The organism is Clostridium sp. D46t1_190503_E9 (genome assembly GCF_015555225.1).
Lineage (GTDB): Bacteria > Bacillota > Clostridia > Clostridiales > Clostridiaceae > Clostridium.
Genome location: NZ_JADNKB010000010.1, coordinates 13,078 through 36,682 on the forward strand (window position 1 = coordinate 13,078; position 23,605 = coordinate 36,682).

The 23,605-nt window shown below is 28.5% G+C and carries 22 protein-coding genes; 9 read left to right on the forward strand and 13 right to left on the reverse strand.

Features of this window, described 5'->3' with window-relative positions:
- Positions 1-14: 14 nt before the first annotated feature.
- Positions 15-1,061, reverse strand: coding sequence for an HD-GYP domain-containing protein (locus I2E83_RS12245; RefSeq protein ID WP_195265159.1), 1,047 nt, complete (start codon positions 1,059-1,061; stop codon positions 15-17).
- 275 nt (positions 1,062-1,336) lie between these two features.
- Between I2E83_RS12245 and I2E83_RS12250 the strand changes: the two genes are divergently transcribed.
- Together I2E83_RS12250 and I2E83_RS12255 are read left to right on the forward strand one after the other, a co-directional pair.
- Entirely contained in the window at positions 1,337-1,897 is a 561-nt protein-coding gene (locus I2E83_RS12250) for a CYTH domain-containing protein (protein ID WP_195265173.1), read from the forward strand.
- Between the two features lie 102 nt (positions 1,898-1,999).
- Positions 2,000-2,815 carry a ZIP family metal transporter gene (locus I2E83_RS12255; RefSeq protein WP_195265174.1) on the forward strand — a complete coding sequence of 272 codons (816 nt, stop codon included), beginning with the start codon at positions 2,000-2,002 and terminating at the stop codon, positions 2,813-2,815.
- Positions 2,816-2,943: 128 nt separating this feature from the next.
- Here the strand turns inward: I2E83_RS12255 and fba are convergent, their stop codons facing one another.
- On the reverse strand, positions 2,944-3,807 hold the full coding sequence (gene fba / locus I2E83_RS12260) for a class II fructose-1,6-bisphosphate aldolase (RefSeq protein ID WP_195265176.1): 864 nt from the start codon (positions 3,805-3,807) through the stop codon (positions 2,944-2,946).
- 359 nt (positions 3,808-4,166) lie between these two features.
- Between fba and I2E83_RS12265 the strand changes: the two genes are divergently transcribed.
- Both I2E83_RS12265 and I2E83_RS12270 read left to right on the forward strand, forming a co-directional pair.
- Complete coding sequence (locus tag I2E83_RS12265; protein ID WP_195265178.1) at positions 4,167-4,826, forward strand: HAD family phosphatase; 660 nt, start codon at positions 4,167-4,169, stop codon at positions 4,824-4,826.
- A gap of 258 nt (positions 4,827-5,084) precedes the next feature.
- Positions 5,085-6,125, forward strand: coding sequence for a nucleoid-associated protein (locus I2E83_RS12270; RefSeq protein WP_195430026.1), 1,041 nt, complete (start codon positions 5,085-5,087; stop codon positions 6,123-6,125).
- 234 nt (positions 6,126-6,359) lie between these two features.
- On the opposite strand, the gene I2E83_RS18185 is transcribed toward I2E83_RS12270, so the two are convergent.
- The 10 genes from I2E83_RS18185 to I2E83_RS12320 form a co-directional block, all read right to left on the reverse strand.
- Positions 6,360-7,574, reverse strand: a complete 1,215-nt coding sequence (locus I2E83_RS18185) for a 3D domain-containing protein (protein ID WP_195430028.1) — start codon at positions 7,572-7,574, stop codon at positions 6,360-6,362.
- A gap of 369 nt (positions 7,575-7,943) precedes the next feature.
- Complete coding sequence (gene argF / locus I2E83_RS12280; RefSeq protein WP_195430030.1) at positions 7,944-8,870, reverse strand: ornithine carbamoyltransferase; 927 nt, start codon at positions 8,868-8,870, stop codon at positions 7,944-7,946.
- 149 nt (positions 8,871-9,019) lie between these two features.
- Positions 9,020-10,183 carry an aspartate aminotransferase family protein gene (locus tag I2E83_RS12285; RefSeq protein ID WP_195430032.1) on the reverse strand — a complete coding sequence of 388 codons (1,164 nt, stop codon included), beginning with the start codon at positions 10,181-10,183 and terminating at the stop codon, positions 9,020-9,022.
- Between the two features lie 22 nt (positions 10,184-10,205).
- A complete protein-coding gene (gene argB / locus I2E83_RS12290) occupies positions 10,206-11,060 on the reverse strand; it encodes an acetylglutamate kinase (protein ID WP_195265187.1) in 855 nt (284 codons plus the stop codon).
- Between the two features lie 16 nt (positions 11,061-11,076).
- The gene (gene argJ / locus I2E83_RS12295) at positions 11,077-12,297 is read right to left on the reverse strand and encodes a bifunctional glutamate N-acetyltransferase/amino-acid acetyltransferase ArgJ (RefSeq protein WP_195430035.1); all 1,221 of its coding nucleotides are present in this window, start codon (positions 12,295-12,297) and stop codon (positions 11,077-11,079) included.
- 36 nt (positions 12,298-12,333) lie between these two features.
- The gene (gene argC, locus I2E83_RS12300; protein ID WP_195430038.1) at positions 12,334-13,368 is read right to left on the reverse strand and encodes an N-acetyl-gamma-glutamyl-phosphate reductase; all 1,035 of its coding nucleotides are present in this window, start codon (positions 13,366-13,368) and stop codon (positions 12,334-12,336) included.
- Positions 13,356-14,756, reverse strand: a complete 1,401-nt coding sequence (gene argH / locus I2E83_RS12305; protein WP_195265192.1) for an argininosuccinate lyase — start codon at positions 14,754-14,756, stop codon at positions 13,356-13,358. Before argH ends, argC begins: the two co-directional genes overlap by 13 nt.
- A gap of 2 nt (positions 14,757-14,758) precedes the next feature.
- Entirely contained in the window at positions 14,759-15,982 is a 1,224-nt protein-coding gene (locus I2E83_RS12310; RefSeq protein WP_195430043.1) for an argininosuccinate synthase, read from the reverse strand.
- Positions 15,983-16,536: 554 nt separating this feature from the next.
- Complete coding sequence (locus I2E83_RS12315; RefSeq protein ID WP_195265196.1) at positions 16,537-16,917, reverse strand: DUF4363 family protein; 381 nt, start codon at positions 16,915-16,917, stop codon at positions 16,537-16,539.
- Positions 16,917-17,603 carry a DUF421 domain-containing protein gene (locus I2E83_RS12320; RefSeq protein WP_195430046.1) on the reverse strand — a complete coding sequence of 229 codons (687 nt, stop codon included), beginning with the start codon at positions 17,601-17,603 and terminating at the stop codon, positions 16,917-16,919. Before I2E83_RS12320 ends, I2E83_RS12315 begins: the two co-directional genes overlap by 1 nt.
- A gap of 198 nt (positions 17,604-17,801) precedes the next feature.
- Here I2E83_RS12320 and I2E83_RS12325 point away from each other — a divergent pair, with 198 nt between their 5' ends.
- From I2E83_RS12325 to sdaAA, 4 genes are all read left to right on the forward strand, one after another.
- The gene (locus tag I2E83_RS12325; RefSeq protein ID WP_195430049.1) at positions 17,802-19,457 is read left to right on the forward strand and encodes a nucleoside kinase; all 1,656 of its coding nucleotides are present in this window, start codon (positions 17,802-17,804) and stop codon (positions 19,455-19,457) included.
- A 153-nt stretch (positions 19,458-19,610) separates the two neighbouring features.
- Entirely contained in the window at positions 19,611-20,243 is a 633-nt protein-coding gene (locus tag I2E83_RS12330) for a hypothetical protein (protein ID WP_195430051.1), read from the forward strand.
- Positions 20,244-20,491: 248 nt separating this feature from the next.
- A complete protein-coding gene (sdaAB, locus tag I2E83_RS12335; protein ID WP_195265203.1) occupies positions 20,492-21,172 on the forward strand; it encodes an L-serine ammonia-lyase, iron-sulfur-dependent subunit beta in 681 nt (226 codons plus the stop codon).
- 1 nt (position 21,173) lies between these two features.
- Positions 21,174-22,055, forward strand: a complete 882-nt coding sequence (gene sdaAA, locus I2E83_RS12340; RefSeq protein ID WP_195265205.1) for an L-serine ammonia-lyase, iron-sulfur-dependent, subunit alpha — start codon at positions 21,174-21,176, stop codon at positions 22,053-22,055.
- Positions 22,056-22,386: 331 nt separating this feature from the next.
- On the opposite strand, the gene I2E83_RS12345 is transcribed toward sdaAA, so the two are convergent.
- A complete protein-coding gene (locus I2E83_RS12345) occupies positions 22,387-22,770 on the reverse strand; it encodes a helix-turn-helix domain-containing protein (protein WP_279325039.1) in 384 nt (127 codons plus the stop codon).
- 209 nt (positions 22,771-22,979) lie between these two features.
- Between I2E83_RS12345 and I2E83_RS12350 the strand changes: the two genes are divergently transcribed.
- A complete protein-coding gene (locus I2E83_RS12350; RefSeq protein WP_195265207.1) occupies positions 22,980-23,585 on the forward strand; it encodes an NAD(P)H-dependent oxidoreductase in 606 nt (201 codons plus the stop codon).
- Positions 23,586-23,605: the final 20 nt, after the last annotated feature.

A 23,605-nucleotide genomic window follows, 5' to 3' on the forward strand; every position in this document is an offset into this window, starting at 1 on the left:
AAGTAGCTTAATTTTTATAATATTTTTTCAATATAAAGGTCAGTAGTTTTACTTAAGTCAATGAATTCGTCTTCACATAGTAAAAGTGGAGATGAAATGTTATTTAAATTCATTTGAATTATTTTACACTTACTTTTATTATTTAGTAATACATTTTGTCCTATATAAAAGTTTGCCATTCCTTCCAAAAATGTACAACATAGGCTATAGTCTAGTTTTGTTAGACTTTCATCTTTTATGATCTTTAATGATTCTAGTGGCTTTTTTCTTTGCTTATATATTCTATTTGAGTTAATTGCATCAAAAGTATCAGCTATTGCTATAATTTTAGCAAAATCATGAATTTGATTTCCTTTAAGTCCAAGTGGATATCCAGTTCCATCACATCTTTCATGATGCATTAAAACTGCATAAAGTACTGATTGACTTATAAATGGAATTTGCTTTATTTCATTATAAGCAATAGTAGGGTGAGTTTTTATTATTTCAAAATCTTTTTTAGAAAGAGGATCTTTTTTTCTTATTATATCTTCATCTAATTTTGTTTTACCAAAGTCATGTAATAAAGATGCATAAATAAGTGAATGAAGTTTATTATCAGTTAATCCGTGCCATTTTCCAAGTAAATAACTTAATGAAGCCACATTTACAGAGTGTCTATAGATACAATCTTCATCGCTACCATGTAGAACAATATTTTTTAAAACACTACTGCTAAGTTTAAGTTCCTGAGATAACTTTTTTGCGTATTCGTTTATTTCATTTGTATTTGATGCTTGAAGAGTTTTAGCATTATCAAATATTAGCTTAACATCTATAGAAATATTACTAAGGGTTTTTTCAGCTTTTTTTAAAGCAATTGTTTCTTTTGAATTATCTTGATCATTAGTATATATTTCAACAGTGTCAAAAGCACAAATAGAATTTAGTTTATCTAACATTTGTTGATTAATTGTTATTCCTTCGCCAACAAGAACAGTTCCATTAGATACTATCTCACTAGCTATGACCATGCCTGTTTTTAAATCTCTCACATTTATAAATTTCTTTCTGCTACTCATTAAACTAACCTCTCATAATAAAATTTTATATGGCAATTACATCTAATACAGTTTTATACATTTAATACAAAATTATGGTTACATGTTATATTTCGGACACCGATACTGAAATATTATACTTATTACAAAAATTTGTCTAAATATACAATATAGATATATGACCATTTTGAATAAATAACTATAATATAGTAATTTAAATAGTGGAATAAGTTACTTTGTTTCTATTTTCATTATGATATAATATTTTATATGATTTTTAGAGGGAGTGTATTTAGATGAAAGAATTAGAAACTAGAATAATTGATATAGATGTTGATAGTATAAGAGAAAAGCTTAAATTATTAGGAGCTGAAAAAGTAAAAGAAGAATATCAAACAAATAATATATATGATTTTGAAGATAATAGACTATTAAATGTAAAAGGATATGCAAGAATAAGAATAACAGATGATAGAATGTCAAATAAAGAAGTAGTGTATATGACTACAAAAAAAATGTTAAGCCAAGAAACGTTTAAAGTTATGGAAGAAAATGAAACTATAGTTGAAGATAAAATAGCTGCAGAAAAAATATTTTTATCTTTAGGATTGAATTTAAAGCAATCTATCAAAAAATATAGAGAAAGCTATAAATTAAATGAATCTTTAGTAGAAATAGACATAAATGATAAAAGCTTTTGTCCATTTCCGTATTTAGAAATAGAAACTACGTCAGAAGAAAAATTAGAAGAAATACTAGAACTACTTGGTTATACAATAAATGACACAACATCAAAAACAATTTATGAAATATTAGAGGAAAAAGGCATAACATCAAAGAATGGAAAAGGACTTTAAAATTAAGATAATAATGTAGTATTTTGTATTTATCTGTAACAAAAGTTGAGCCTCTTTAGTAAATTATAATTAAGGAATCTAAATACTAAGGAGGATATATATATGGACTGGTTTAGTGAACTTAATCCAGTTATTCAAGGATTATTTGCAACTTTATTTACTTGGTTTATTACAGCTTTAGGAGCATCATTGGTTTTTTTCTTTAAAAAAGTAGATAAGAAAGTTTTAAATACAATGTTAGGGTTTGGTGCTGGAGTAATGATGGCTGCTAGTTTTTGGTCTTTATTAAATCCAGCAATAGAACTATGTAATGAACTTGGATATAGTGGATTTGTTATTCCATCACTGGGATTTCTTTTAGGGGGACTATTCTTAATTTTTGCTGATAAATTGATGGATTCATATTCTTATGGTGTAATTACCAACAAAGGAGAGGAAGATTTACCTAAAACAAGCAAATACAAAAAAAGTATACTTCTAGTTCTGGCAGTAACGCTTCATAATATTCCAGAAGGTTTAGCAGTGGGTGTTGCATTTGGTGGTGTTGCAGTTGGAATACCAGGAACATCATTAATAGCAGCAATGACTTTAGCCTTAGGAATAGGACTACAAAACTTTCCAGAGGGAGCTGCTGTATCTTTACCATTAAGAAGAGACGGTATATCAAGATCAAAAAGCTTTTTATATGGTCAAGCGTCAGGTTTAGTAGAACCAATAGCGGGTGTAATTGGAGTAATAGCTGCATTATCAGTTAGAAGCATACTACCATTTTTATTATCATTTTCAGCAGGAGCCATGATTGCTGTTATAGGTGCAGAGTTATTACCAGAAGCATCAATGGAGAATAAAAAACTAACAACATTGGGTTTAATATTTGGCTTTATAGTCATGATGGTTTTAGATGTTGCTTTAGGATAATATAAGTAATGATGGAATTTAAAAGATTATAAAGAAGAAATTCTGTCTAAAAATTTAGACTAGGCTAAAATTGTTAGACAAAATTAAAAGGTAGAAAGAAAATCTTTCTACCTTTATATTTAATAGAATTATGCTTTGTTAACTGATCCGAATAATTCCATTTTTTCTTTAACTGTAGCTTTTATAGCTTCAAATCCTGGAGCTAAAAGCTTTCTTGGGTCAAAGCCTTTTCCTTGAAGGTCTTTTCCAGCTTCAATATACTTTCTAGTACCTTCAGCAAATGCTAATTGACACTCAGTGTTAACGTTGATCTTAGCAACACCTAAAGAAATAGCTTTCTTAATCATTTCTTCTGGAATTCCAGTACCACCATGTAATACTAGAGGAACATTGTTTGTAACATTGCTTATAGCTTCTAAAGCATCAAAGCTTAATCCCTTCCAGTTTTCAGGATATTGTCCGTGGATGTTACCAATACCAGCAGCTAACATAGTTACTCCTAAGTCAGCAATTGCTTTACATTCAGCAGCATCAGCAATTTCGCCTGCACCTACAACTCCATCTTCTTCTCCACCGATTGAACCAACTTCTGCTTCTAAAGAAAGTCCTTTTTCAGAAGTTAATCTAACCATTTCCTTTGTCTTAGCTATGTTTTCATCGATTGGATAGTGAGATCCATCAAACATTATTGATGAGAATCCAGCTTCCATAGCTTTTAAAGCTCCTTCATAGCTACCGTGATCTAGGTGAATTGCAACAGGGACAGTGATGTTTAACTCTTCCATCATGCCATTTACCATTCCAACTATAGTCTTGAAACCACACATGTATTTAGCAGCTCCTTCTGAAACTCCTAATATAACAGGTGAATTATTTTCTTGAGCAGTTTGTAAAATAGCTTTAGTCCATTCTAAGTTGTTAATATTGAATTGACCTACAGCGTATTTTCCCGCTTTAGCCTTGTTTAACATTTCTTGTGCTGAAACTAACATGGTATAAACCTCCATAATTTTAAATTTTATTACAATATAAGCTGTAAAGCTAAAATATATCAAGAATATATATTCTACATATTTATTCTTGTCAATAGTATTATAACCCAAAATAAATTTAATTGAAACAAAAAAATTAGAAATTAATTTCTAGTGTATAAATATTATGGCTATTTAACTAAAATTTATTAAACCATTGTTATAAATTGCGACTTAAACATAATGATATGTATTAACTTTCCGATTTTTATATAATATCTAGTTATCTTAGCCTTTATATTCGCAATTTATATTAGAGGTTAAAAAATAATAAGTTTTAGTATAGAATATATAATGAAGAAATGACTGGGGGAAGTGCAATGGAAAATTTAGAACTAGTAATATTTGATATGGATGGATTAATATTTGATACAGAAAGACTTTCTTATGAATCATGGAAGGAAGCTGCAAAGGAATTTAATATAGAATTTGATTTAAATTTGCTATATAAATTACTTGGAACTAATCATGAAAGTGTTAGAAATACTTTACATAGTGAGTTTGAAAATAAAATAAATGTTGATAATTATATAATGGAAAGAAATAATATTTATTTATCAAAAATAATGAATGGTGAAGTAGAAAAGAAGAAGGGAATAGACGAGTTATTAAAATATTTAACTGATAAAAATATAAAAAAAGCTGTTGCTACATCTTCAAATAGGGAAGTAGCTTATAGGCTTTTAAAAGAGGCTGGTATTTATGATTATTATGATTATATATTATGCGGAGATGAAGTCAAAAAATCTAAGCCAAATCCAGAGGTGTTTTTAAAAGTTGCAGAAAAGCTAGATATACCTGCAAATAAATGTATGGTACTAGAAGATTCAGAAGCAGGAACGATAGCAGCAAGTAGGGCAAGAATGATTCCAGTTATCATACCAGATTTAAAAGAGCCTAGTGAAGATATTGAAAAGTTAGCATTTAAAAAGCTAAATAATTTAGAAGAAGTAGTTAATTTAATTGAAACTTCATTTTAATTTTGAAGGAAAATATTTTTCAATTAATAACATGAATAATTATTAATAAAATCATACTAAATAATTTATAAACTTATTTAAATAAATAGAAATGTTTTTTAGTGAATAGGAAAATTATAATTATATATTATTCTTATATAAGTTGCAAAAATAATAAATTTATTTAAATATTCTTTAATAAATATAATTAGATAAATATAAAAATTATTGCAACTTATATATCTAAATTATTTAAGAAATATTATAGGTGGTGTACTAATGGAATATATAAATGATATAAATATACAAGAGGCTGTCATACATATTGTTGATTCTAATGGGGATGAAGCAATTCTAAATGAATATAACCTTGAATTAAATGAAGAGACATATAAGTTTCTGCATAGACATATAGAAAAATGTTTTAAAGATGAGGAATTAAAATATGCAGTTTTTAACCAAGAAAGAAATATAGTAAAAGAAGTAGTTCAAGATTATTTAAATGGAATAGATAACAATTTAATAGGATTATCACAAGAGCTTGCAAGGCAATTGTTTATAATAATGAAGGCAAATGTAAATATCCCTTCATGTGATTTAATAATAGTTTCATTAATTACAGATCAAGGTCCAATGATTGGTATACTTAAGATGGATTATGTTAAAAATTTTACTCACCAAGTTGGGTTTAAAGAAAATAAAATAGGAATAGATATAGTTCCACAATCAGCAGGACTTCCAGGTAGTAGTCAAAGGATACAAAAAGCAGCTTTTATTAAACCTATAAGAGAAAATCAAAGATATGATTTAATGGTTATAGATAAGCAAAGAAAAAGTAAAGAGGAAGAAGAATATGGAGCAAATTACTTTATAAGCAACTTCCTAGGATGCTCAATAATTAGTAGTGAAAGGGATATGACTAAAACATTCCTAAAAGCAGCTGAAAATTGGACTAGAAGTAATATAGTAGAAGATGCAGATAAAGCAGAGAGAATAAGGACTACTGTTAAAGCAAAGTTAAAAGAAGAAGATACTATAAATATAGATGAGCTTTCTAATGAGCTATTTAAAGAAAATCCACAAGTAAAAAATGATTTTTCAACTTTTGTAAAAAGTCATGGCTTAGAAGATGAAGTTGCTGTAGATAAGCAATGGGTTGAAAAAAAGTTAAAGAGAGTAAGACTAAAAATTGACAAAGATATAGATTTATACATAAATGAAGAAGCTTATCATGATAATACTAGATTTGAAATACAAAGAAATGGTGATGGAAGCATCAATATGATAATAAAACATGTTATTAATTATTTAGAGAAGTAAGAAGATTGCAAAGCAATTTATTTAGTTAAAAGTTAATAGTGAAAAGTTTGGGATGTTTTGCTAGTCAAAACTTAAATTCCAAGTGTTAGACAGCACTTTTAATAAAAAGGACAGTATCTAGATTTACGTAAATTTAGATACTGTCCTCTTTGCTAATATTTAGATTTTTATATTCAACATGGTTGAATTATTTTACTAATTCTTTCACTTTTCACTATTTTGTTTTGCAAAATCCTACCATTCACCCGGATAAGCTATAATAGTAACGGTTACTGTTCTTCTACCAAATGCAATGCACTCTGCTTCAGAATTCATATATAGGTCTATTTTATTGCCTTTAATAGCACCACCTGTATCAGAAGCTATTGCATATCCATAACCTTCAACATGAACTTTGGAGCCTAGGGGTATTACACTTGGATCAACTGCAACTGTACTTAGTCCATTAGGATCATGTACTGGTTTAAGGCCTGTTGCAGTAAAGCCATGTCCAGTGTAAGCTGTAGCAGTCATAGAATACGATCCTAAGCTATTATTAGTATTGTTATTGCTATTGTTGTTACTACTATTGTTAGTACTAGCATCCCCCATAAAATTGGAAGTTGGCGGTGGAGTTTCACTTAAGGCTATTTTTTCATTGCCTGAAGCAATTGCAGCATTAGCTAATCCTATAACATAATCACTATTAAGCTGAGGTAACATATATTGTAATGTGTTAACTGCATCCTGAACTTCTGAAATTGATGAAGAATCTGAATTTATAATTGATAATGGATGAGAGATTAATTTCTCTTCGTTAGCTTCAATTATATTCATTATTTCATCTTTTCTAGAATTTAAATCATCTAAAAGTTTTTGTTGTTCTTCCTTTTTCTCGCTTACTTCATTTAAGTTATTTTCAATTGATTCTTGAAGTTTTTTTAAGTCAGATTGCTTTTTTTCAATCTCTTTAGCATTTTTATCAAGAGCTTCTTTTTTTTCATTTATTTCAATAATCATTTGTTTGTCAACTGAAATTATTTTGCTCATAGCTTGTACTCTATTAAGCATATCAAAAAGATTTTCAGAAGTTACTAAGTAAACAATCATATCTGTAGCCATATTACTTTTATACATGGACCGAACACGTCCATCAATAGTTTTTTGTGTTTCTTCAATTTCTAGCTTTGCTTCTTCAATTTTGTGGTTAATAGTAATTATTTCATTTTCTGTATCTTCAATTTTAGAATTATTTTCTGTTAATTGAGTATTTAAATTTTCTATTTCAGTATTTAACTTACTAATCTCAGTATCTAATTCTATAGTTTCGTCATCTAATTGTTCATATTTAACTTTATTCTCTTGAATAGTTTGAGTATCCGAAGAATTTGGTTCTGCTAATACTAAATTGCTATTGTTGAAAATTAATAACAAAATCATACTTACAGATAATAAAGCTTTTTTTGTCAAAAATATACACCTCCAATTAAAACTAAGCAAAGGCTACAATAAATTATATAGGTTGTCCATATAATATTCTTATGATAGTGTATATCCTACAATAAATATTGGATGTTGGCAAGTTTTATGTAGATATCATGGAATAAATGGTATATAGTGAGAATTTATTATAATATATTTTAATTTATAAAATGTTTATAAGAAAATAATTACTATTAACTTCTAATTGGATTGAAAGTAGTATATTTGAAAATTGCGAGTTAGGTGATATGTATTAACTTTCTGATTTTCATATAATGTAAAATATAATTCTTAATTATAGATGTAATAAGAGAAGTCCAAGCGCTTAAATAAACCCATGGACTTCTTTTATTTTTATTATTTTTCCTTTATTAATTTAACTAAAATAGCTTTTTGAACATGAAGTCTATTTTCAGCTTCTTCAAAAATTGTATCTGCATGCTTTTCTAGTATTTCTTCAGTTATTTCCTCTTCTCTATGTGCAGGTAAACAGTGAAGAACTATAGCATCATCTTTAGCAAGAGACATAAGTTTAGAGTTTACTTGATAAGAAGAAAAGGCAGCTAGTCTTTCGCTAGCTTCATTCTCTTTTCCCATACTAGCCCATACATCAGTTATAACTACATCAGCATTTTTAATAGCTTCTTCAGGATTATCAACTATTACAAAGTTTAAATTATTATTTTTAGCAATTTCTTTTCCTTTTTCTATATAGTGATCTTTAACCATATAATTTTTGGGAATAGCTAGAGAGATGTTCATTCCAACAGTTAAGCAACCGACTATAAGTGATTGTGCCATATTATTACCATCACCTATATAAGCTACTTTCAAACCATCAAAAGTATTTTTATTTTCTCTAATAGTCATTAAGTCAGCTAAAACTTGGCAAGGATGTTCATCATCAGTAAGACCATTTATTATTGGAATACTAGAAGATTCAGCAAGTCTCTTTACTTCATCTTGAGCAAAGGTTCTTATCATTATTCCATTTAGATATCTAGACAATACTCTAGATGTATCCTGAATAGGCTCCCCACGGCCTATTTGTAAGTCACTTGAGCTTAAAAATAATGGGTACCCTCCTAGTTGATACATGCCAGCTTCAAAAGAAACTCTTGTCCTAGTAGAAGACTTTTCAAATATCATTCCAAGAGTTTTACCTTCAAGATAATGATGTTTAATACCATGTTTCAATTCATATTTTAATTGATCCCCAAGATTCAAAATATCAAGAATTTCCTCCTTAGATAAATCCTCCATTTTAAGTAAATCCTTATTCATAAAAACCCCCATTTTTACAATTGATAATGCACAATGCACAATGGATAATTAATGTATAAACCTTTAGAGTTTAGAAAATATATTCTTAATTCAGCTGTGCTGAATTATTTCAATAATTATTAATTTTAATTGTCCATTATCAATTGTTATTACTCATTGCTTAATATTGCATTTATTATTTCTATTCCTTTTTTTATTTCTTCTTTTGTTATTATCAAAGGTGGTAGTAGCCTAACGACATTTGGTCCAGCTGTTAATACTAAAAGCCCTTTTTTTAGTGCTTTCTTTTGTATTTCTAAAGCTGGTATTTTTAGTTCTAATCCTATCATTAAGGCTTTACCTCTAACTTCTTTAATTAAATTTGAATCTATATCTTTAAGTAAAGAAATTAAGTACTCACCATTTTCCGTAATTTCATTTAATTTAGAGTTAGTACAAATGGTATCTAAAACAACCAATGCTCCAGAGCAAGCCACTGGATTTCCACCAAATGTTGTACCGTGGTCACCAGGTTTAAAGACGTTTGATAATTTTTCATTGCATAGAAAACCTCCTATAGGTAAACCTGATCCTAAGCCCTTAGCAATGGTAACTATATCCGGATTTACATCAAAGTGTTGATAACCAAATAGTTTTCCAGTTCTACCTATTCCACATTGAACTTCATCAAATATTAAAATAATATCTCTTTCTTTACATATTTTATAAACTTCTTTTACAAATTTATAATCTAAAGGATAAATTCCACCTTCACCTTGAATTGCTTCCATCATAACAGCACAAACATCATTAGATAATTTATCATTGAAATCATCTATATCATTTGCTTTAAAATGATCAAATCCCCCAGGAAAAGGAAAGAAGTAGTTGTGAAATTTATCTTGTCCAGTTGCTGTTAAAGTTGCTAAAGTTCTACCATGAAAAGATTGCTTTAATGTAAGAATTTTATTTCTATTAGCTCCATATTTATCAAAACTATATTTTCTAGATAATTTTATAGCGCCTTCATTAGCCTCAGCACCAGAGTTGCAAAAAAATACTTTACTCATTCCTGAAAGAGTAGTTATTTTATCAGCTAACTTTAAAGTAATCTCATTAAGAAAAATATTTGATGTATGTTGCAAAGTACAGGCGGTATTAGATATAGCTTTGCTCCATTCAGAATTCCCATAACCAAGGCTATTTACCCCGATTCCACTTGTAAAATCTATATATTCATTTCCATTATCATCATATAGCATACAGCCATTACCCTTAACTAAATTCACAGGAAGATAAGAGTAAGTTGACATTAAAGATAAATCATTAGACATATAAAAACCCCCATAATAATTGTTAATATATCATTGTTCCTATTCCTTCTTTTGAGAGTAGCTCTAAAAGTATTGAGTGGGGGAGAGTGCCATCTATTATATGTGCTTCTTTTACTCCCATTCTTATGGCTTCTATACAACAATCAATTTTAGGAATCATACCACTTTTTATTATTCCATCCATTTGTAGTTTTTTTATTTCATGTAGTCTTAGTGATGATATTAATGTAGCTTCATCATTTGGATCTATCATTAATCCAGGAACATTTGTAAGCAGCATTAATTTTTCAGCTTTTAGCGCTGAAGCTAATTTAGATGCACAGATATCTGCATTTATATTGTAAGTTTGAGTGCAATTCTCGCTTGTTGCAATTGATCCTATAACAGGAATGTATCCTGATGATAATAAAGTAGTTAGTAGAGTTGTATCAATAGATGTTATTTCTCCTACAAATCCGAGATCAATTGATTTTTCTAATTTTCTTGCTTTTATAAATGAGGCATCTATGCCACATAAGCCGAGTGCTTTTCCACCAGCGCTTTCTATTAAGCTTACTATGTCTTTATTTACCTTACCTCCTAAAACCATTTGAACTATTTCTATAGTTTTATCATCTGTATAACGGAGACCATCTATAAATTTACTTTCTTCACCTATTTTATTCATAAACTCTGATATATGAGGTCCACCTCCATGAACTATAACAGGTTTTATTCCTACACATTGTAATAATACTATGTCAGTTGCAACACTTTTCCTTAGTTCATCACTAGTCATTGCATTTCCACCATATTTTATTACTACTATTTTACCTGATAATGATTGTATATATGGAAGTGCTTGAGTTAATACTCTTGCATGTTCAAAATAATTCAAAACTTAATACCTCCAGTTAACTTCTGTAGTCACCATTAATTTTTACATAATCATAGCTTAAATCACATCCCCAGGCAGTAGAGGAGAAGTTGCCATCATTCATGTTAATATGGATAGTAATTTCATCTTTTAATAATATTTCTTTGGCTTTAACTTCATCAAAGGAAAGTCCTATACCATTTTTACAAACATCAATTTTATCTACAGAGCTTTCAAATGTTAAATCTATTTTGTTTGGATCTATATTAATTCCTGAGTAACCAAGAGCACATAAAATTCTTCCCCAATTAGCATCACTACCAAACATTGCTGTTTTTACTAAAGGGGAGTTTATAACACTTTTAGATAATATTTCTGCATCTTTTTGAGATTTGCAATTATAAACAACACATTCAAGAAGCTTACTTGCACCTTCACCATCTTTAGCGATCATTTTAGCAAGAGTTATATTAATTTTATTCAATGCTTCAATAAATAAGTAGTAATTTGTATCTTTTCTTTTAATTATTTCATTATCAGCAAGACCATTAGCTAATATTAAAACCATGTCATTTGTACTAGTATCACCATCTACACTGACTCTGTTATAACTTATTTTTGTGCTTTCTTTTAAAGCTTCTTGAAGCATTTCTCCAGAAATATTTAAATCGGTTGTTATAAAAGAGAGCATAGTTCCCATATTAGGTTCTACCATTCCAGAACCCTTTGCCATAGCTCCAATAGTTATTTTTTTGTTACCTATCATGAACTCTAAAGATAGCTGCTTTTTATAAGTGTCAGTTGTCATTATTGCAGTGGCAGCATCATCAAAACCATCTTTTGATAATCTATCTGTAAGCATTGGAATTCCATTTTTTATTGCATCTATATTTAAAGGAATTCCTATAACACCTGTTGATGCAACTAAAATATCACCTGTTTTTAGTTTAAGAGCCTTTGCTTGAAGTTCAGTCATTCTTTTAGCTTTTACTAATCCATCATCCCCATTGCATGTATTAGCATTTCCACTATTTATTATTATTGCTTGAGCTTTTTTATTAGATAAATGTTCCTTAGTTATATAAATAGGAGCTCCCTTAACTTTATTTTTTGTATATACTCCAGCAGCTGTGGCTGGGACTGTTGAATAAATAAGTGCTAAATCTAGATTTAAGTTATTTTTCTTAAGTCCACAATGAATTCCAGATGCAAGGAAACCTTGAGGAGCAGTAATTCCATTTGTAGTAATTAATTGCAATTGTAAAACCCCCTTATTACAATTAAAAAATTAAAATTAGTTTCCAGAAGAAACTAATTTTAATCCGTCTGTTTCTTCAAATCCCATAATTATATTCATATTTTGTATTGCTTGTCCCGCAGCTCCTTTAATCATATTGTCTATTGTGCTGATGATTATTAGTCCATCACCTCTATGATTTAAATGTAATGATATATTGCAATTATTTGTGTATTTAACATCTTTTATAGAAGCTGTATCACCAAGTGGAAGTATATTTACAAAAGGCTCATATTTATAAAAGTTAGAGTATAAATTATGAATATTTTCAATAGTTGTTTTTTCTTTGGGATAGCAGTATATAGTTGATAATATACCTCTATTTATTGGAAGTAGGTGAGGAGTAAAGGTAATATTTACATCCTCTTGTGCTATATCTGATAGGCATTGTTCTATTTCTGGAGTATGTCTATGAGAACCTATTCCATATGGAGAAAAGTTTTCATTTAGTTCTGGATAGTGAGACTTTAATGCAAGACCTCTTCCAGCACCTGTTGCTCCTGATTTTGAATCGCATATTATATTATCTAATTTAATTAATGAGTCTTTTAGTAAAGGCATTAATCCAAGTTCTATCGAAGTAGGATAGCATCCTGGATTAGCTATTATTTTATATTCTTTAATTTTTTCTCTGTTATGCTCAGGAAGAGCATAAATACTTTTTTTATGAAGATCCTTATATAAAAAATCTTTTCCATACCATTTCTTATAATCTTCTTCGCTTTTTAATCTAAAGTCTGCCCCAAGGTCTATAAGTACTTTATTTTCCTTATAAACTAATTCTGCAATTTCCTCACTAAGACCATGAGGAAGTGCAGCAAATATAATATCACATTTATTTATAACATCATTTTGTTTTTCACAAATTAAGTTTGTAACACCATATAGATTTTTATATATAGAAGATATTGGCTCACCTTCATAAGAAACTGAACTTATAGCTTCAATAGTAACTTTAGGATGATTTGATAAAAGACTAAGTAGTTCAACTCCTACATAGCCAGTTGCCCCAATTATTCCTACTTTAAGCATTTTAAATCCTCCTTAGTATTTTTTATTGATTCTAAAAGTAAATTTAATTGAATTTTTACTGAAGAGGAACTTGGACCGCCAAAAACCTTTCTCTCTTCAACACAATTTACTAAATCTATTGCAGTATATATATCTTCTTCAAAAATAGGTGAGAAGTTTTTAAATTCATCTAATGAAAGATCATCTATGGCTAAATCATTTTTTATACAATAAAGAACTATTTCACCAACTATTTCATGTGCCACTCTAAAAGCTAAACCTTTTTTTACTAGATAGTCGGCAACATCAGTAGCATTTGTAAATCCACTAGAAGCTCCTTTTCTCATGCTTTCTTTATTAATCTTCATAGTATTTAACATTCCAGTGAAGGTTTTTAATGATAAAATTGCTGTATCTAAGGCATCAAATAAAGCTTCCTTATCTTCTTGCATATCTTTGTTATAAGCAAGAGGAAGCCCCTTCATAACAGTAAGAAGTGTTATTAAATCACCATAAACTCTTCCTGTTTTTCCTCTAACTAATTCTGCAACATCAGGATTTTTCTTTTGTGGCATTATGCTGCTACCAGTACTATATTCATCAGATAGTTCAATAAAGCTAAATTCATTTGTTGCCCAAAGAATAATTTCTTCAGAAAATCTTGATAAATGCATCATTATCATAGATAAGGTTGATAAAGCTTCTATTGCATAATCTCTATCTGAAACTGAATCTAAGCTATTTACGGTAAGAGAAGCAAAGCCTAAGTCTTTTGCTATCATATGTCTATCAAGGTTATAGGTTGATGTAGCAAGAGCTCCACTACCTAATGGCATTTGATCCAATCTTTTATAACAATCAAATATTCTACCTAAATCTCTTTTAAACATTTCAGAATATGCTAATAAATGATGTGCAAAGGTTATAGGTTGTGCCTTTTGCATATGAGTATATCCTGGCATTATAGTATTTACATTATCATTAGCCTTTTGATAGATAACTTCTTGAAGAGATAGAATATTATTTACTAAATCTTTTAAGGCACTTTTTAAATATAGCTTTGTATCGAGAGTTACCTGGTCATTTCTGCTTCTTCCAGTATGAAGTTTTTTTCCTTCATCACCAATATAGTAGGTTAATGTTCCTTCTATAAAACTATGGATATCTTCAGAAGCTTCATCTATTTTGATAACTCCGTTTTCTAATCTTTTTAATATTGTTTCTAGGCCAGCAGCTATTTTTATACTATCTTCTTTTGGGATGATATTTTGTTCTCCTAACATTTTTACATGAGCTAAACTACCTAAGATGTCTTCCTTATACATTCTTGAATCCACTCGTATTGATGAGTTAAAATCATTAACTAATGAATTAACTCCTTTTTCAAATCGTCCGCCCCAAAGTTTCATATTTATTTACCAGCTTTCTTTAGTGTTTCATTCATTTTTGCTTTAACTGTTATAGGAAGACCAAATAAGTTTATAAACCCAGCAGAATCTTCTTGATCATATACAGCATCTTCTCCAAATGTTGCATACTCTTCGCTATATAAGGAGTAAGGAGAAGTCATTCCAGCATTTATTATATTTCCTTTATATAATTTAAGTTTTACTTCACCAGTAACAGTTTCCTGAGTTTTTTCTATAAATGCGGTTAAAGCTTCTCTAAGGGGAGTAAACCATTGGCCGTTATAAACAATTTCTGCAAATTTTAATGCTACAATTTCTTTGTAGTGAGAAGTTTCCTTATCAAGGCAAATTTCTTCTAAATCTTTATGAGCTTTGTAAAGTATAGTTCCAGCTGGGGTTTCATAAACACCTCTGGATTTCATTCCAACTAACCTATTTTCAACCATGTCAATTATTCCAATGGCATTTTCTCCGCCTATTTTATTAAGCTTTTCAATTAAAGTAACACCATCTAATTTCTCACCGTTTAATTCAACTGGAATACCTTTTTCAAATTTTAAAGTTATATAAGTTGATTTATCAGGTGCTTTTTCCAATGTATTTGTTAGCTCTAAGATTTTATCATAGTTTGGCTCATTATTTGGATCTTCTAAATCAAGGCCTTCATGACTTAAATGCCATAAATTTTTATCTTTACTATAATTAGTTTCGTAGCTTATTGCTATTGGAATTTCTTTATCCAAAGCGTATTTAATTTCTTCTTCTCTAGATTTTATATCCCAAATTCTCCATGGAGCTATTATTTCCATGTCTGGCGCAAAGGCTTTAACAGCAAGCTCAAATCTTACTTGGTCATTTCCTTTGCCAGTACATCCATGACAAATAGCATCAGCTCCTTCAGCTAAAGCTATTTCAACTAATCTTTTACCGATTATTGGTCTTGCAAAAGATGTACCAAGAAGATATTTTCCTTCATAAATAGCATTAGCCTTAATAGTAGGGAAAATATATTCATTAACAAACTCATGAGTTAAATCTTCTATATAGCACTTTGAAGCCCCAGTTTTAAGTGCTTTTTCTTTTAGACCTACGAGTTCATCCTTTTGTCCAACATTACCAACTACAGCAATAACTTCACAGTTATAATTTTCTTTTAGCCAAGAAATAATTATTGAAGTATCTAATCCTCCTGAATAGGCTAGTACAACTTTATTAATTTTTTTCATATATTAAAGCCCCCTTGTATATTGCTAAGAATAAAAGAAAGAATATTTATAAATAGCAACAGTATATTTATTACTAATAAAAATTTGTTTGATTTATATGCTTCAATTATCTATTTAATTATCAAACATTTATATTTAAAAACATTTATAGATTTATTTGATAGAATTAGCAATATTGAAGCCATATTTGTTTAGATATTATATAGGCTACTAAAATATTAAAAGTAGTCAAATAAAAATATTCATATAGTTTGCGAGAAAACTATGTTTATAATTATACAGCTTATGGTATAATTATGCAATAGTATATTTGAATAATTATTCAAATATTTCGTATAAATCTTGCGCGATAATAGTATGTATATGACATTGATGCATTTTTATGAACTAGTTTATGAATGTTTTTTTATTTAAAAATTTAAAAATATGCTGTCACACAATTAAAATTAAAGGGATGTCAAAGACATCCCAAGTAATTTTTATTTCATATAAGCTTTGCATGTTTATAATTAAGTGTAAATTAAAATAAGATCAGATTGAATTAAAAAATTATTTTAAAATAAATTTTGTAAATTAGGCTTTTGTAGATCTTTTAAATGTTCGGCTGCATATCTTACTACATGAAGAGTTGCTAATGATTCAGCCTTATCTTCACCTTTTATATAAAGAGTTAACTTTAGAGATTCATTCATTAATGAATCATAATCAACATGATTTAGATATATTGCAGGAATATCAGCTTTTTCCTTAATTAATGATAATAGTTCAACTGAACTTTCATATGCTAAATATTCTTCGCCTTCAGCAAGAAGATCTTCTATTTCTTCACATTTTATCATTACATCATCACAAAGTGATACAAATTTAGTATCAAGAAAAAATAATCCTGTAATTAATACTATAAATAGGAGTATAGAAATAATGCTGTTTTTCATTAATTATCCTCCTTATCTGTATGAAGTTGGTAAATAAATTTACCTTTAGTATCTGTCATTGCAATTAACACATCTTTAATTGAGTTAACCTTATGTTTCTTTAGTTCATTTTGAATCCACTCATCAGTTTTATTTCCGGAAGTTAGTGCATTTCTATTTATTCTACCATCTAAAACATAAATAATAGGTAGTCTAGGCTCAGATGAACTAGTATTTTGAGAACTTGAGATTCCATCACTAGATTTATTAGAAGTTAGAAAGGACATTTGTCCGTTATTTTCTAATATACCAAATTCAATTTCACTTAAGTCAAAATATCCAGCAAGTCTTATTTCTTCCATAAGTTCATCTAAGTTAATTTGTTGTTTTTTTAGAGTTTCAAAATTTATTTTACCTCTATTTATTAATATGCAAGGTTCACCCTCTAAAATTTTCCTAGCTTTTTGGCTTTTTAGTTGAATTAATGATAATACCGTCTTAATAAATAGTAAAGTTATAATAGGAATAACGCCTAATATTAATGGTAATCGTGTATCTTGCATCGGTAATGCAGCTAAATCTGAAATCATTATAGTAATTACAAATTCATAAGGCTGCAATTCTCCAATTTGTCTCTTTCCCATTAACCTAACTACTAATATAACTAAAGCATAAAGAAAAATTGTTCTAATTAGTACAATAAACATAAAACCACCTCGTAAGAGATATTATTTGTATAAATGAATAGATTTATTCTTATATTAATAAGGTGAGTATTATATGAGTATTAATAAGGTAGTATTATGTAAGATATTTTTATAGATTTTTTGAACATTCAGTATATAATATTAAATAAGGATATTTAGAAAATATTTACAAAAAAGTTTAGCTGGAGGAGGGCAATTATGAGTATTTTTAAGATAAAATACCAGGGCAAAGAATATGATGTTCAAGAGGGTATTACTTACAAGGAATTTATAGACACTTCACTAAAAATAGATTCAACGGATGTAGCATTATGCAGAGTAAATAGAAAGTATCATGAGTTGTTTAGAGTTATAGATAGAGATGGTGATATAGAATTAATAATGTTTGATAGTACTATAGGATATAAAATTTACACTAGGACATTACAGTTCATTTTTATAAAAGCTACTTTAGACCTTTTCGATAATTCAGTTATAACAATTGAACATAGTCTTGGAGAAGGGGTATTTGGTGAACTTCATAAGGAAGAAGTTTTAAGTACTGGAGATATAGATAAGATAAAGTTGAAAATGAAAGAGATTATCGAAAAAGACTTACCTATAAATAAGATAAGAGTAAAAAGAGAAAAAGCTATTGAAATATTTAAGGGATATGGAATGGATGATAAGGTTTCTTTATTAAATCATGTATCTTTTGAAAATGTAAATTTATATGAATTAGATGGAAGATATGATTATTTCTATGGTCAAATGGCATATTCAACAGGAGTGATTAAAGCATTTGATTTAATGTATTATGAGCCAGGATTTGTATTAAGATATCCAGAGAAAGATAATTTAAATTCTGTATCTGATTTTAAGGAAAATAGAAAGTTATCTCAAATTTTTATGGAAACAGAAAGATGGCTTAACATTCTAGGCGTTGGAGAAGTTGGCTCATTAAATGACAAAGTTGAAAATAGAGAGTTTAGAGATTTAATTATGGTTTCTGAAGCTTTGCATGAAAAGAAAATAGCACAAATAGCTGATATGATAAATGAAAGAAAAGAAACAAAGGTTGTGTTAATAGCAGGGCCTAGCTCTTCAGGTAAGACTACTTTTGCTAATAGATTATCAGTTCAACTTAGAGTAAATGGGTATGTACCAATCCCTATATCATTAGATGATTATTTTGTAGATAGAGACCATACTCCAAAAGACGAAAATGGAGAATATGATTTTGAAAGTATCTATTCTTTAGATTTAGAATTATTTAATTCTAATTTAAGCAGTTTGCTAAGAGGAGAGGAAGTAGAAATTCCAAGTTTTAATTTTAAAAAGGGTGGAAGAGAGTGGGTTGGTAATAAGTTAACCCTTCCAAGCAATGGAATATTATTAATTGAAGGAATCCATGGGTTAAATCCAATTCTTACTTCATCAATTTCAGATAATCAAAAATTTAAAATTTATATATCTGCACTAACTCAATTAAATTTAGATAATCATAATAGAATAGCAACTACTGATATAAGAAGAGTAAGAAGAATCGTTAGAGATCATTTATCTAGAGGGTATGGAGCAGAACAAACCTTGAAGATGTGGCCATCTATTAGAAGAGGAGAAGAAAGAAATATTTTTGTTTTCCAAGAAGAAGCTGATGTTATGTTTAATTCAACTTTAGTTTATGAATTATGTGTATTAAAGAAATATGCACTAGAAGAGCTAGATAAAATTGGTCAAGACAGTCCAGTTTATTTAGAAGCAAGTAGACTAAAATCATTTTTAGGTTTCTTTAAAGAAATAGATAAGGATTATGTACCAACTAATAGTATATTAAGAGAATTTATAGGTGGAAGCGTATTTTATAAATACTAGAAAAGTGAAAGGATGAAAGAGTGAGAGAATGAAAGAATTTAGGAAATAATTTACCTTCGTTAAATTATGAAAGTGTAAAAAATCTTAAAAATTTTTATTTTATTTTTTTCATTTCTTAACTTTTTCATTCTTAAATTACTTATGGGGGTTTTTATGGTATTAATAAATGATTATAAAAAAGTAATTATAGAATTAACTGATGATGATTTCATTTATAAAAGTTTTTTTAGAAAAGTAAAAATAAAAAAATCAGATATTAGAAGTGTTTTTTATGATGAAGGCTATTTAGGAATACTAACTTATAGGGGGAAAATTTACTCGTTAAGTTTGGGTTCTCTTTTATGGAGTGAAAAAGGTAAGCTTGAAGATTTAAGAAAAGAGCTAAATAAGGAGAATATATTATTTGATTACACTAATACCAAAGTTTTTAAAGAAATTTTTCCTTTTTATTTAATTTCCATTTCTATTATAAATCTTATAGAAAAGCCTAGATTTGCGATATTAATATTTTTAATTTTTATTATAGGAATAATATATAGTAGAAAGGTTACTATATTTGAAAACAATGTATTTAATATTGATAAAGATGAATTGGAAGTTATAAGAAGAAAGAGTATACTTAAGTATAAAAGGCACGAAATAGATAAGATTAAATTAAAAAGAGAGTTAAATGGTATAACTACTATTTACTTTAAGAAAAATGGTAATAAGTTTAGACTTTATTTTAAGGATAATCCTTACTTAATAAAAATATATGATTTAAGTTTAGTTAAACTCTTTGGTTAATATTTTTTATGTAATAAGTTATAAAATTAAATAGGTATAATAAATAATCAATATATTCATTTAATTAAAAGAGTGATTCATTTATATTTAAGTTTTATATAAATTAGTAAAATACTAAATTTATTCATATACTATAATTTATTAGGTGTTCTACTTATACATTTAATAAGTAATAGCTCGTATAGATTTTTAATTAATTCCAATATATAATATGTATAGCAAAATTAAATACAAAAGGAGAAAAAATCATGAGTGGCATGGGTGTTTTTGATATATTAGGCCCTATAATGGTAGGACCATCTTCATCACATACTGCAGGAGCAGCAAGATTAGGTAAAGTTGCTCGAGCAATTGCAGGTGATGATGTTATAGAAGTGACATTTTTATTACATGGATCCTTTGGAAAAACCTATAAGGGACATGGTACTGACAGAGCTTTAGTTGCAGGAATAATGGGAATGGATCCTTCAGATGAAAGACTTAGGGATTCACTTGAAATTGCAAAAGAAAAAGGAATAAAAATAACATTTAAAGACGAAGATTTAGGAGATTATCATCCTAATACTGTTAGATTTTTAATTAAGTGTAAAAATGGTAAAGAGTGTGATGTTATAGGAAGTTCAATTGGTGGAGGAAATATTGAAATCGTTGAAATAAACGGAAATAAAGTTAAATTCACAGGTGCTTATGCAACGATAATAACTTCCCATAGAGATATACCTGGAACTGTAGCAAAGGTTACAAATATTTTATATGATAATAAAGTTAATATTGCATTTTTAAATTTAGGCAGAAGTCAAAGAGGTAAAAATGCAACTATGACATTTGAAGTTGATAGTAAAATTTCAGATGAATTAATAGAACAAATAAAAGAAGTTGAAGGAATAGAAAAAGTAATCCTTATTAATAAAGTTGAGGAGGGTGAGTAGTTTGGACATAGCAAAATCTGGAGAAGAACTTGTACATATATGTGAAGAAAATTCAATTTCATTAAGTGAATACGCAATTATAAGAGAAATGGAAGATAGGGATATTTCAAGAGAAGAGGTATTTCTAAAAATGAAAAAGACTTTAGATGCCATGAGAAGTGGTGCAACTGAAGCAAGAGAAAAAGAAGTATATTCAGTTAGTGGGCTAATTGGTGGAGATGCATATAAAATGCAACAATATTTAAAAAAGGGAAACTCTTTAACTGGAGATACTATGGTTTTAGCGATGGCTATGGCATTATCATCATCAGAAGTAAATGCATCAATGGGGAAAATAGTTGCATGCCCTACTGCTGGTTCTTGCGGTATTTTACCAGCTGTTATTTTAACAGCTGGAGAAAGGCTTGGAAAAAATGATGAAGAATTAATGAGAGCATTATTTGCATCAGCAGCAGTTGGAATGATAATTGGAAGAAATGCAACTTTTGCAGGTGCTGAAGGTGGGTGCCAAGCCGAATGTGGATCAGCGGCAGCAATGGCATCAGCAGCAGTTGTAGAGATGATGGGTGGAACACCAAAAATGTCATTAGATGCAGCTGCTATAGTATTTAAAAATATATTAGGCTTAGTTTGTGATCCAGTTGCTGGATTAGTAGAAATTCCATGTGCTAAAAGAAATGCTTCTGGAGCTATGAGTGCATTATGTACAGCAGATTTAGTAATGGCAGGTGTAGAATCTAAGATACCTTTTGATGATGCATTATCTGCAATGTACAAAGTAGGAAGAAGTTTACCAGCTTCATTAAGAGAAACTGCACAAGGTGGCGTAGCAGTAACAAAAGCTGGATTAATGTTAAAGAAAAAAGTCTTTGGAGACAATTAAATATCGTGATAAATATAAATAGAGTATGCTTATTTCGCATGCTCTATTTATATTTATCCACTAATATTTATTAATAAATATTTAGGAAGCGAAAGAGCACAAATTAATAGTTAATAGTGAAAGAGTTAAGGAGGTTTTACTACGTAAAACTTAAAGAATTAATTTGTGTAAAGCACAATATAAATTAAAAATCCCTTAAGGATTTTTCTATAACTCTATCATTTTTTCATTCGGCTTTCCTAAAATTAATGCAATAACTTATTCATTCTATAATTTTTCATTTTTCATTTAGCGAATATGAATTATCACCTTAATTCTTCGGTGTAAATTATTAATTATCCATTGAGTTTCCGTTCATCATATCTATATAATCCTCACCATAATTATGCATAGCCTGAAGTACAGGCATTATTTTTTCTCCAACAGCAGTTAGGCCATATTCAACTTTGGGAGGAACTACAGGATAAACTTTTCTGTAAATTAAATTATCTTCTTCTAGGCTTCTAAGTTGATTTGTAAGCATTTTTTGAGTAACATTAGGAAGCTTTCTTTTTAAATCGCTAAATCTAAGCGGTTCTTTGCATAAATACCATAGTATTAATATTTTCCATTTGCCAGAAATTAGCTTATGCACCAAAATCATTGGACATATCTCATGAGAGTTATTTGATTCGTTTATATAACAATCATTATGAGTTATTGAGAATTTCTCCATATAATTTCTCCTTATCTATAACATAAATTTCACAAAATTTAATCACAATAAAAATATAAGTTATACTATTTTAATTGAGAAGCAGTATCAATTTGGATACTATGTATAAAAAAAGTGTCTACTTGAAAAAAAAGAATATTTAAACTAGTATTTATATTATAGCAAAATACAAGTATATTACCAATGGTAATTACTATTAGGAGGACAAAATGAATAAAGTATTATATATAAAAGCAAATATTAAACCAGAAGGACAATCAAGAACATTTAGAATATCAGATAATTTTATAGAAGAATATAAAAAGAATAATCCAAATGATGAAGTAACAGTTTTAGATCTATATAAGGAAGGAATTGACTTTTTAAGACCAGAAGATTTAGCAGCTGTATTTGGAGAAAAAACTGAAGAGAGTAAGAAGCACCCAATTTTAAAATATGCTTATCAAATAGCTGAAGCAGATAAGATTGTTATTTCTACACCAATGTGGAATTTAGGAACACCAGCAATAGTTAAAGCTTATTTTGACTATGTAAGTGTAACAGGAATAACTTTTAAATATACTGAAAATGGTCCAGTAGGATTATGTAAAGCAACTAAGGCTTTAATAGTTTCTGGAAGAGGTGGAGATTATTCAAATCCAATAACTAAAGACCTAGAAATGGGAGAAAGATATTTAAAATCTATTTTAACATTCTTTGGTGTTAAAGATATTAAGAGCGTTGCTGCTGAAAACTTAGATGTATATGGAATAGATGTAGAAAAGATTGTTACAGATGAAATAGCTGAAGCAAAAGAAATAGCAAAGAATTTTTAATTTAAAGATTTAAGAAGAGA

Bases quoted from the DNA above. Each gene is read 5' to 3' on its own strand.
- fba (WP_195265176.1), bottom strand. From the start codon at position 3,807: ATGTTAGTTTCAGCACAAGAAATGTTAAACAAGGCTAAAGCGGGAAAA.
- I2E83_RS12330 (WP_195430051.1), top strand. From the start codon at position 19,611: ATGGTATTAATAAATGATTATAAAAAAGTAATTATAGAATTAACTGAT.
- I2E83_RS12325 (WP_195430049.1), top strand. From the start codon at position 17,802: ATGAGTATTTTTAAGATAAAATACCAGGGCAAAGAATATGATGTTCAA.
- I2E83_RS12310 (WP_195430043.1), bottom strand. From the start codon at position 15,982: ATGAAAAAAATTAATAAAGTTGTACTAGCCTATTCAGGAGGATTAGAT.
- I2E83_RS12315 (WP_195265196.1), bottom strand. From the start codon at position 16,917: ATGAAAAACAGCATTATTTCTATACTCCTATTTATAGTATTAATTACA.
- I2E83_RS12350 (WP_195265207.1), top strand. From the start codon at position 22,980: ATGAATAAAGTATTATATATAAAAGCAAATATTAAACCAGAAGGACAA.
- I2E83_RS12245 (WP_195265159.1), bottom strand. From the start codon at position 1,061: ATGAGTAGCAGAAAGAAATTTATAAATGTGAGAGATTTAAAAACAGGC.
- argH (WP_195265192.1), bottom strand. From the start codon at position 14,756: ATGAAACTTTGGGGCGGACGATTTGAAAAAGGAGTTAATTCATTAGTT.
- I2E83_RS12320 (WP_195430046.1), bottom strand. From the start codon at position 17,603: ATGTTTATTGTACTAATTAGAACAATTTTTCTTTATGCTTTAGTTATA.
- I2E83_RS12250 (WP_195265173.1), top strand. From the start codon at position 1,337: ATGAAAGAATTAGAAACTAGAATAATTGATATAGATGTTGATAGTATA.
- sdaAB (WP_195265203.1), top strand. From the start codon at position 20,492: ATGAGTGGCATGGGTGTTTTTGATATATTAGGCCCTATAATGGTAGGA.
- argF (WP_195430030.1), bottom strand. From the start codon at position 8,870: ATGAATAAGGATTTACTTAAAATGGAGGATTTATCTAAGGAGGAAATT.
- I2E83_RS12345 (WP_279325039.1), bottom strand. From the start codon at position 22,770: ATGGAGAAATTCTCAATAACTCATAATGATTGTTATATAAACGAATCA.
- I2E83_RS12265 (WP_195265178.1), top strand. From the start codon at position 4,167: ATGGAAAATTTAGAACTAGTAATATTTGATATGGATGGATTAATATTT.
- argC (WP_195430038.1), bottom strand. From the start codon at position 13,368: ATGCTTAAAGTAGGAATAATTGGGGCAACTGGCTATGTAGGAGTTGAA.
- I2E83_RS12270 (WP_195430026.1), top strand. From the start codon at position 5,085: ATGGAATATATAAATGATATAAATATACAAGAGGCTGTCATACATATT.
- I2E83_RS12255 (WP_195265174.1), top strand. From the start codon at position 2,000: ATGGACTGGTTTAGTGAACTTAATCCAGTTATTCAAGGATTATTTGCA.
- I2E83_RS12285 (WP_195430032.1), bottom strand. From the start codon at position 10,183: ATGTCTAATGATTTATCTTTAATGTCAACTTACTCTTATCTTCCTGTG.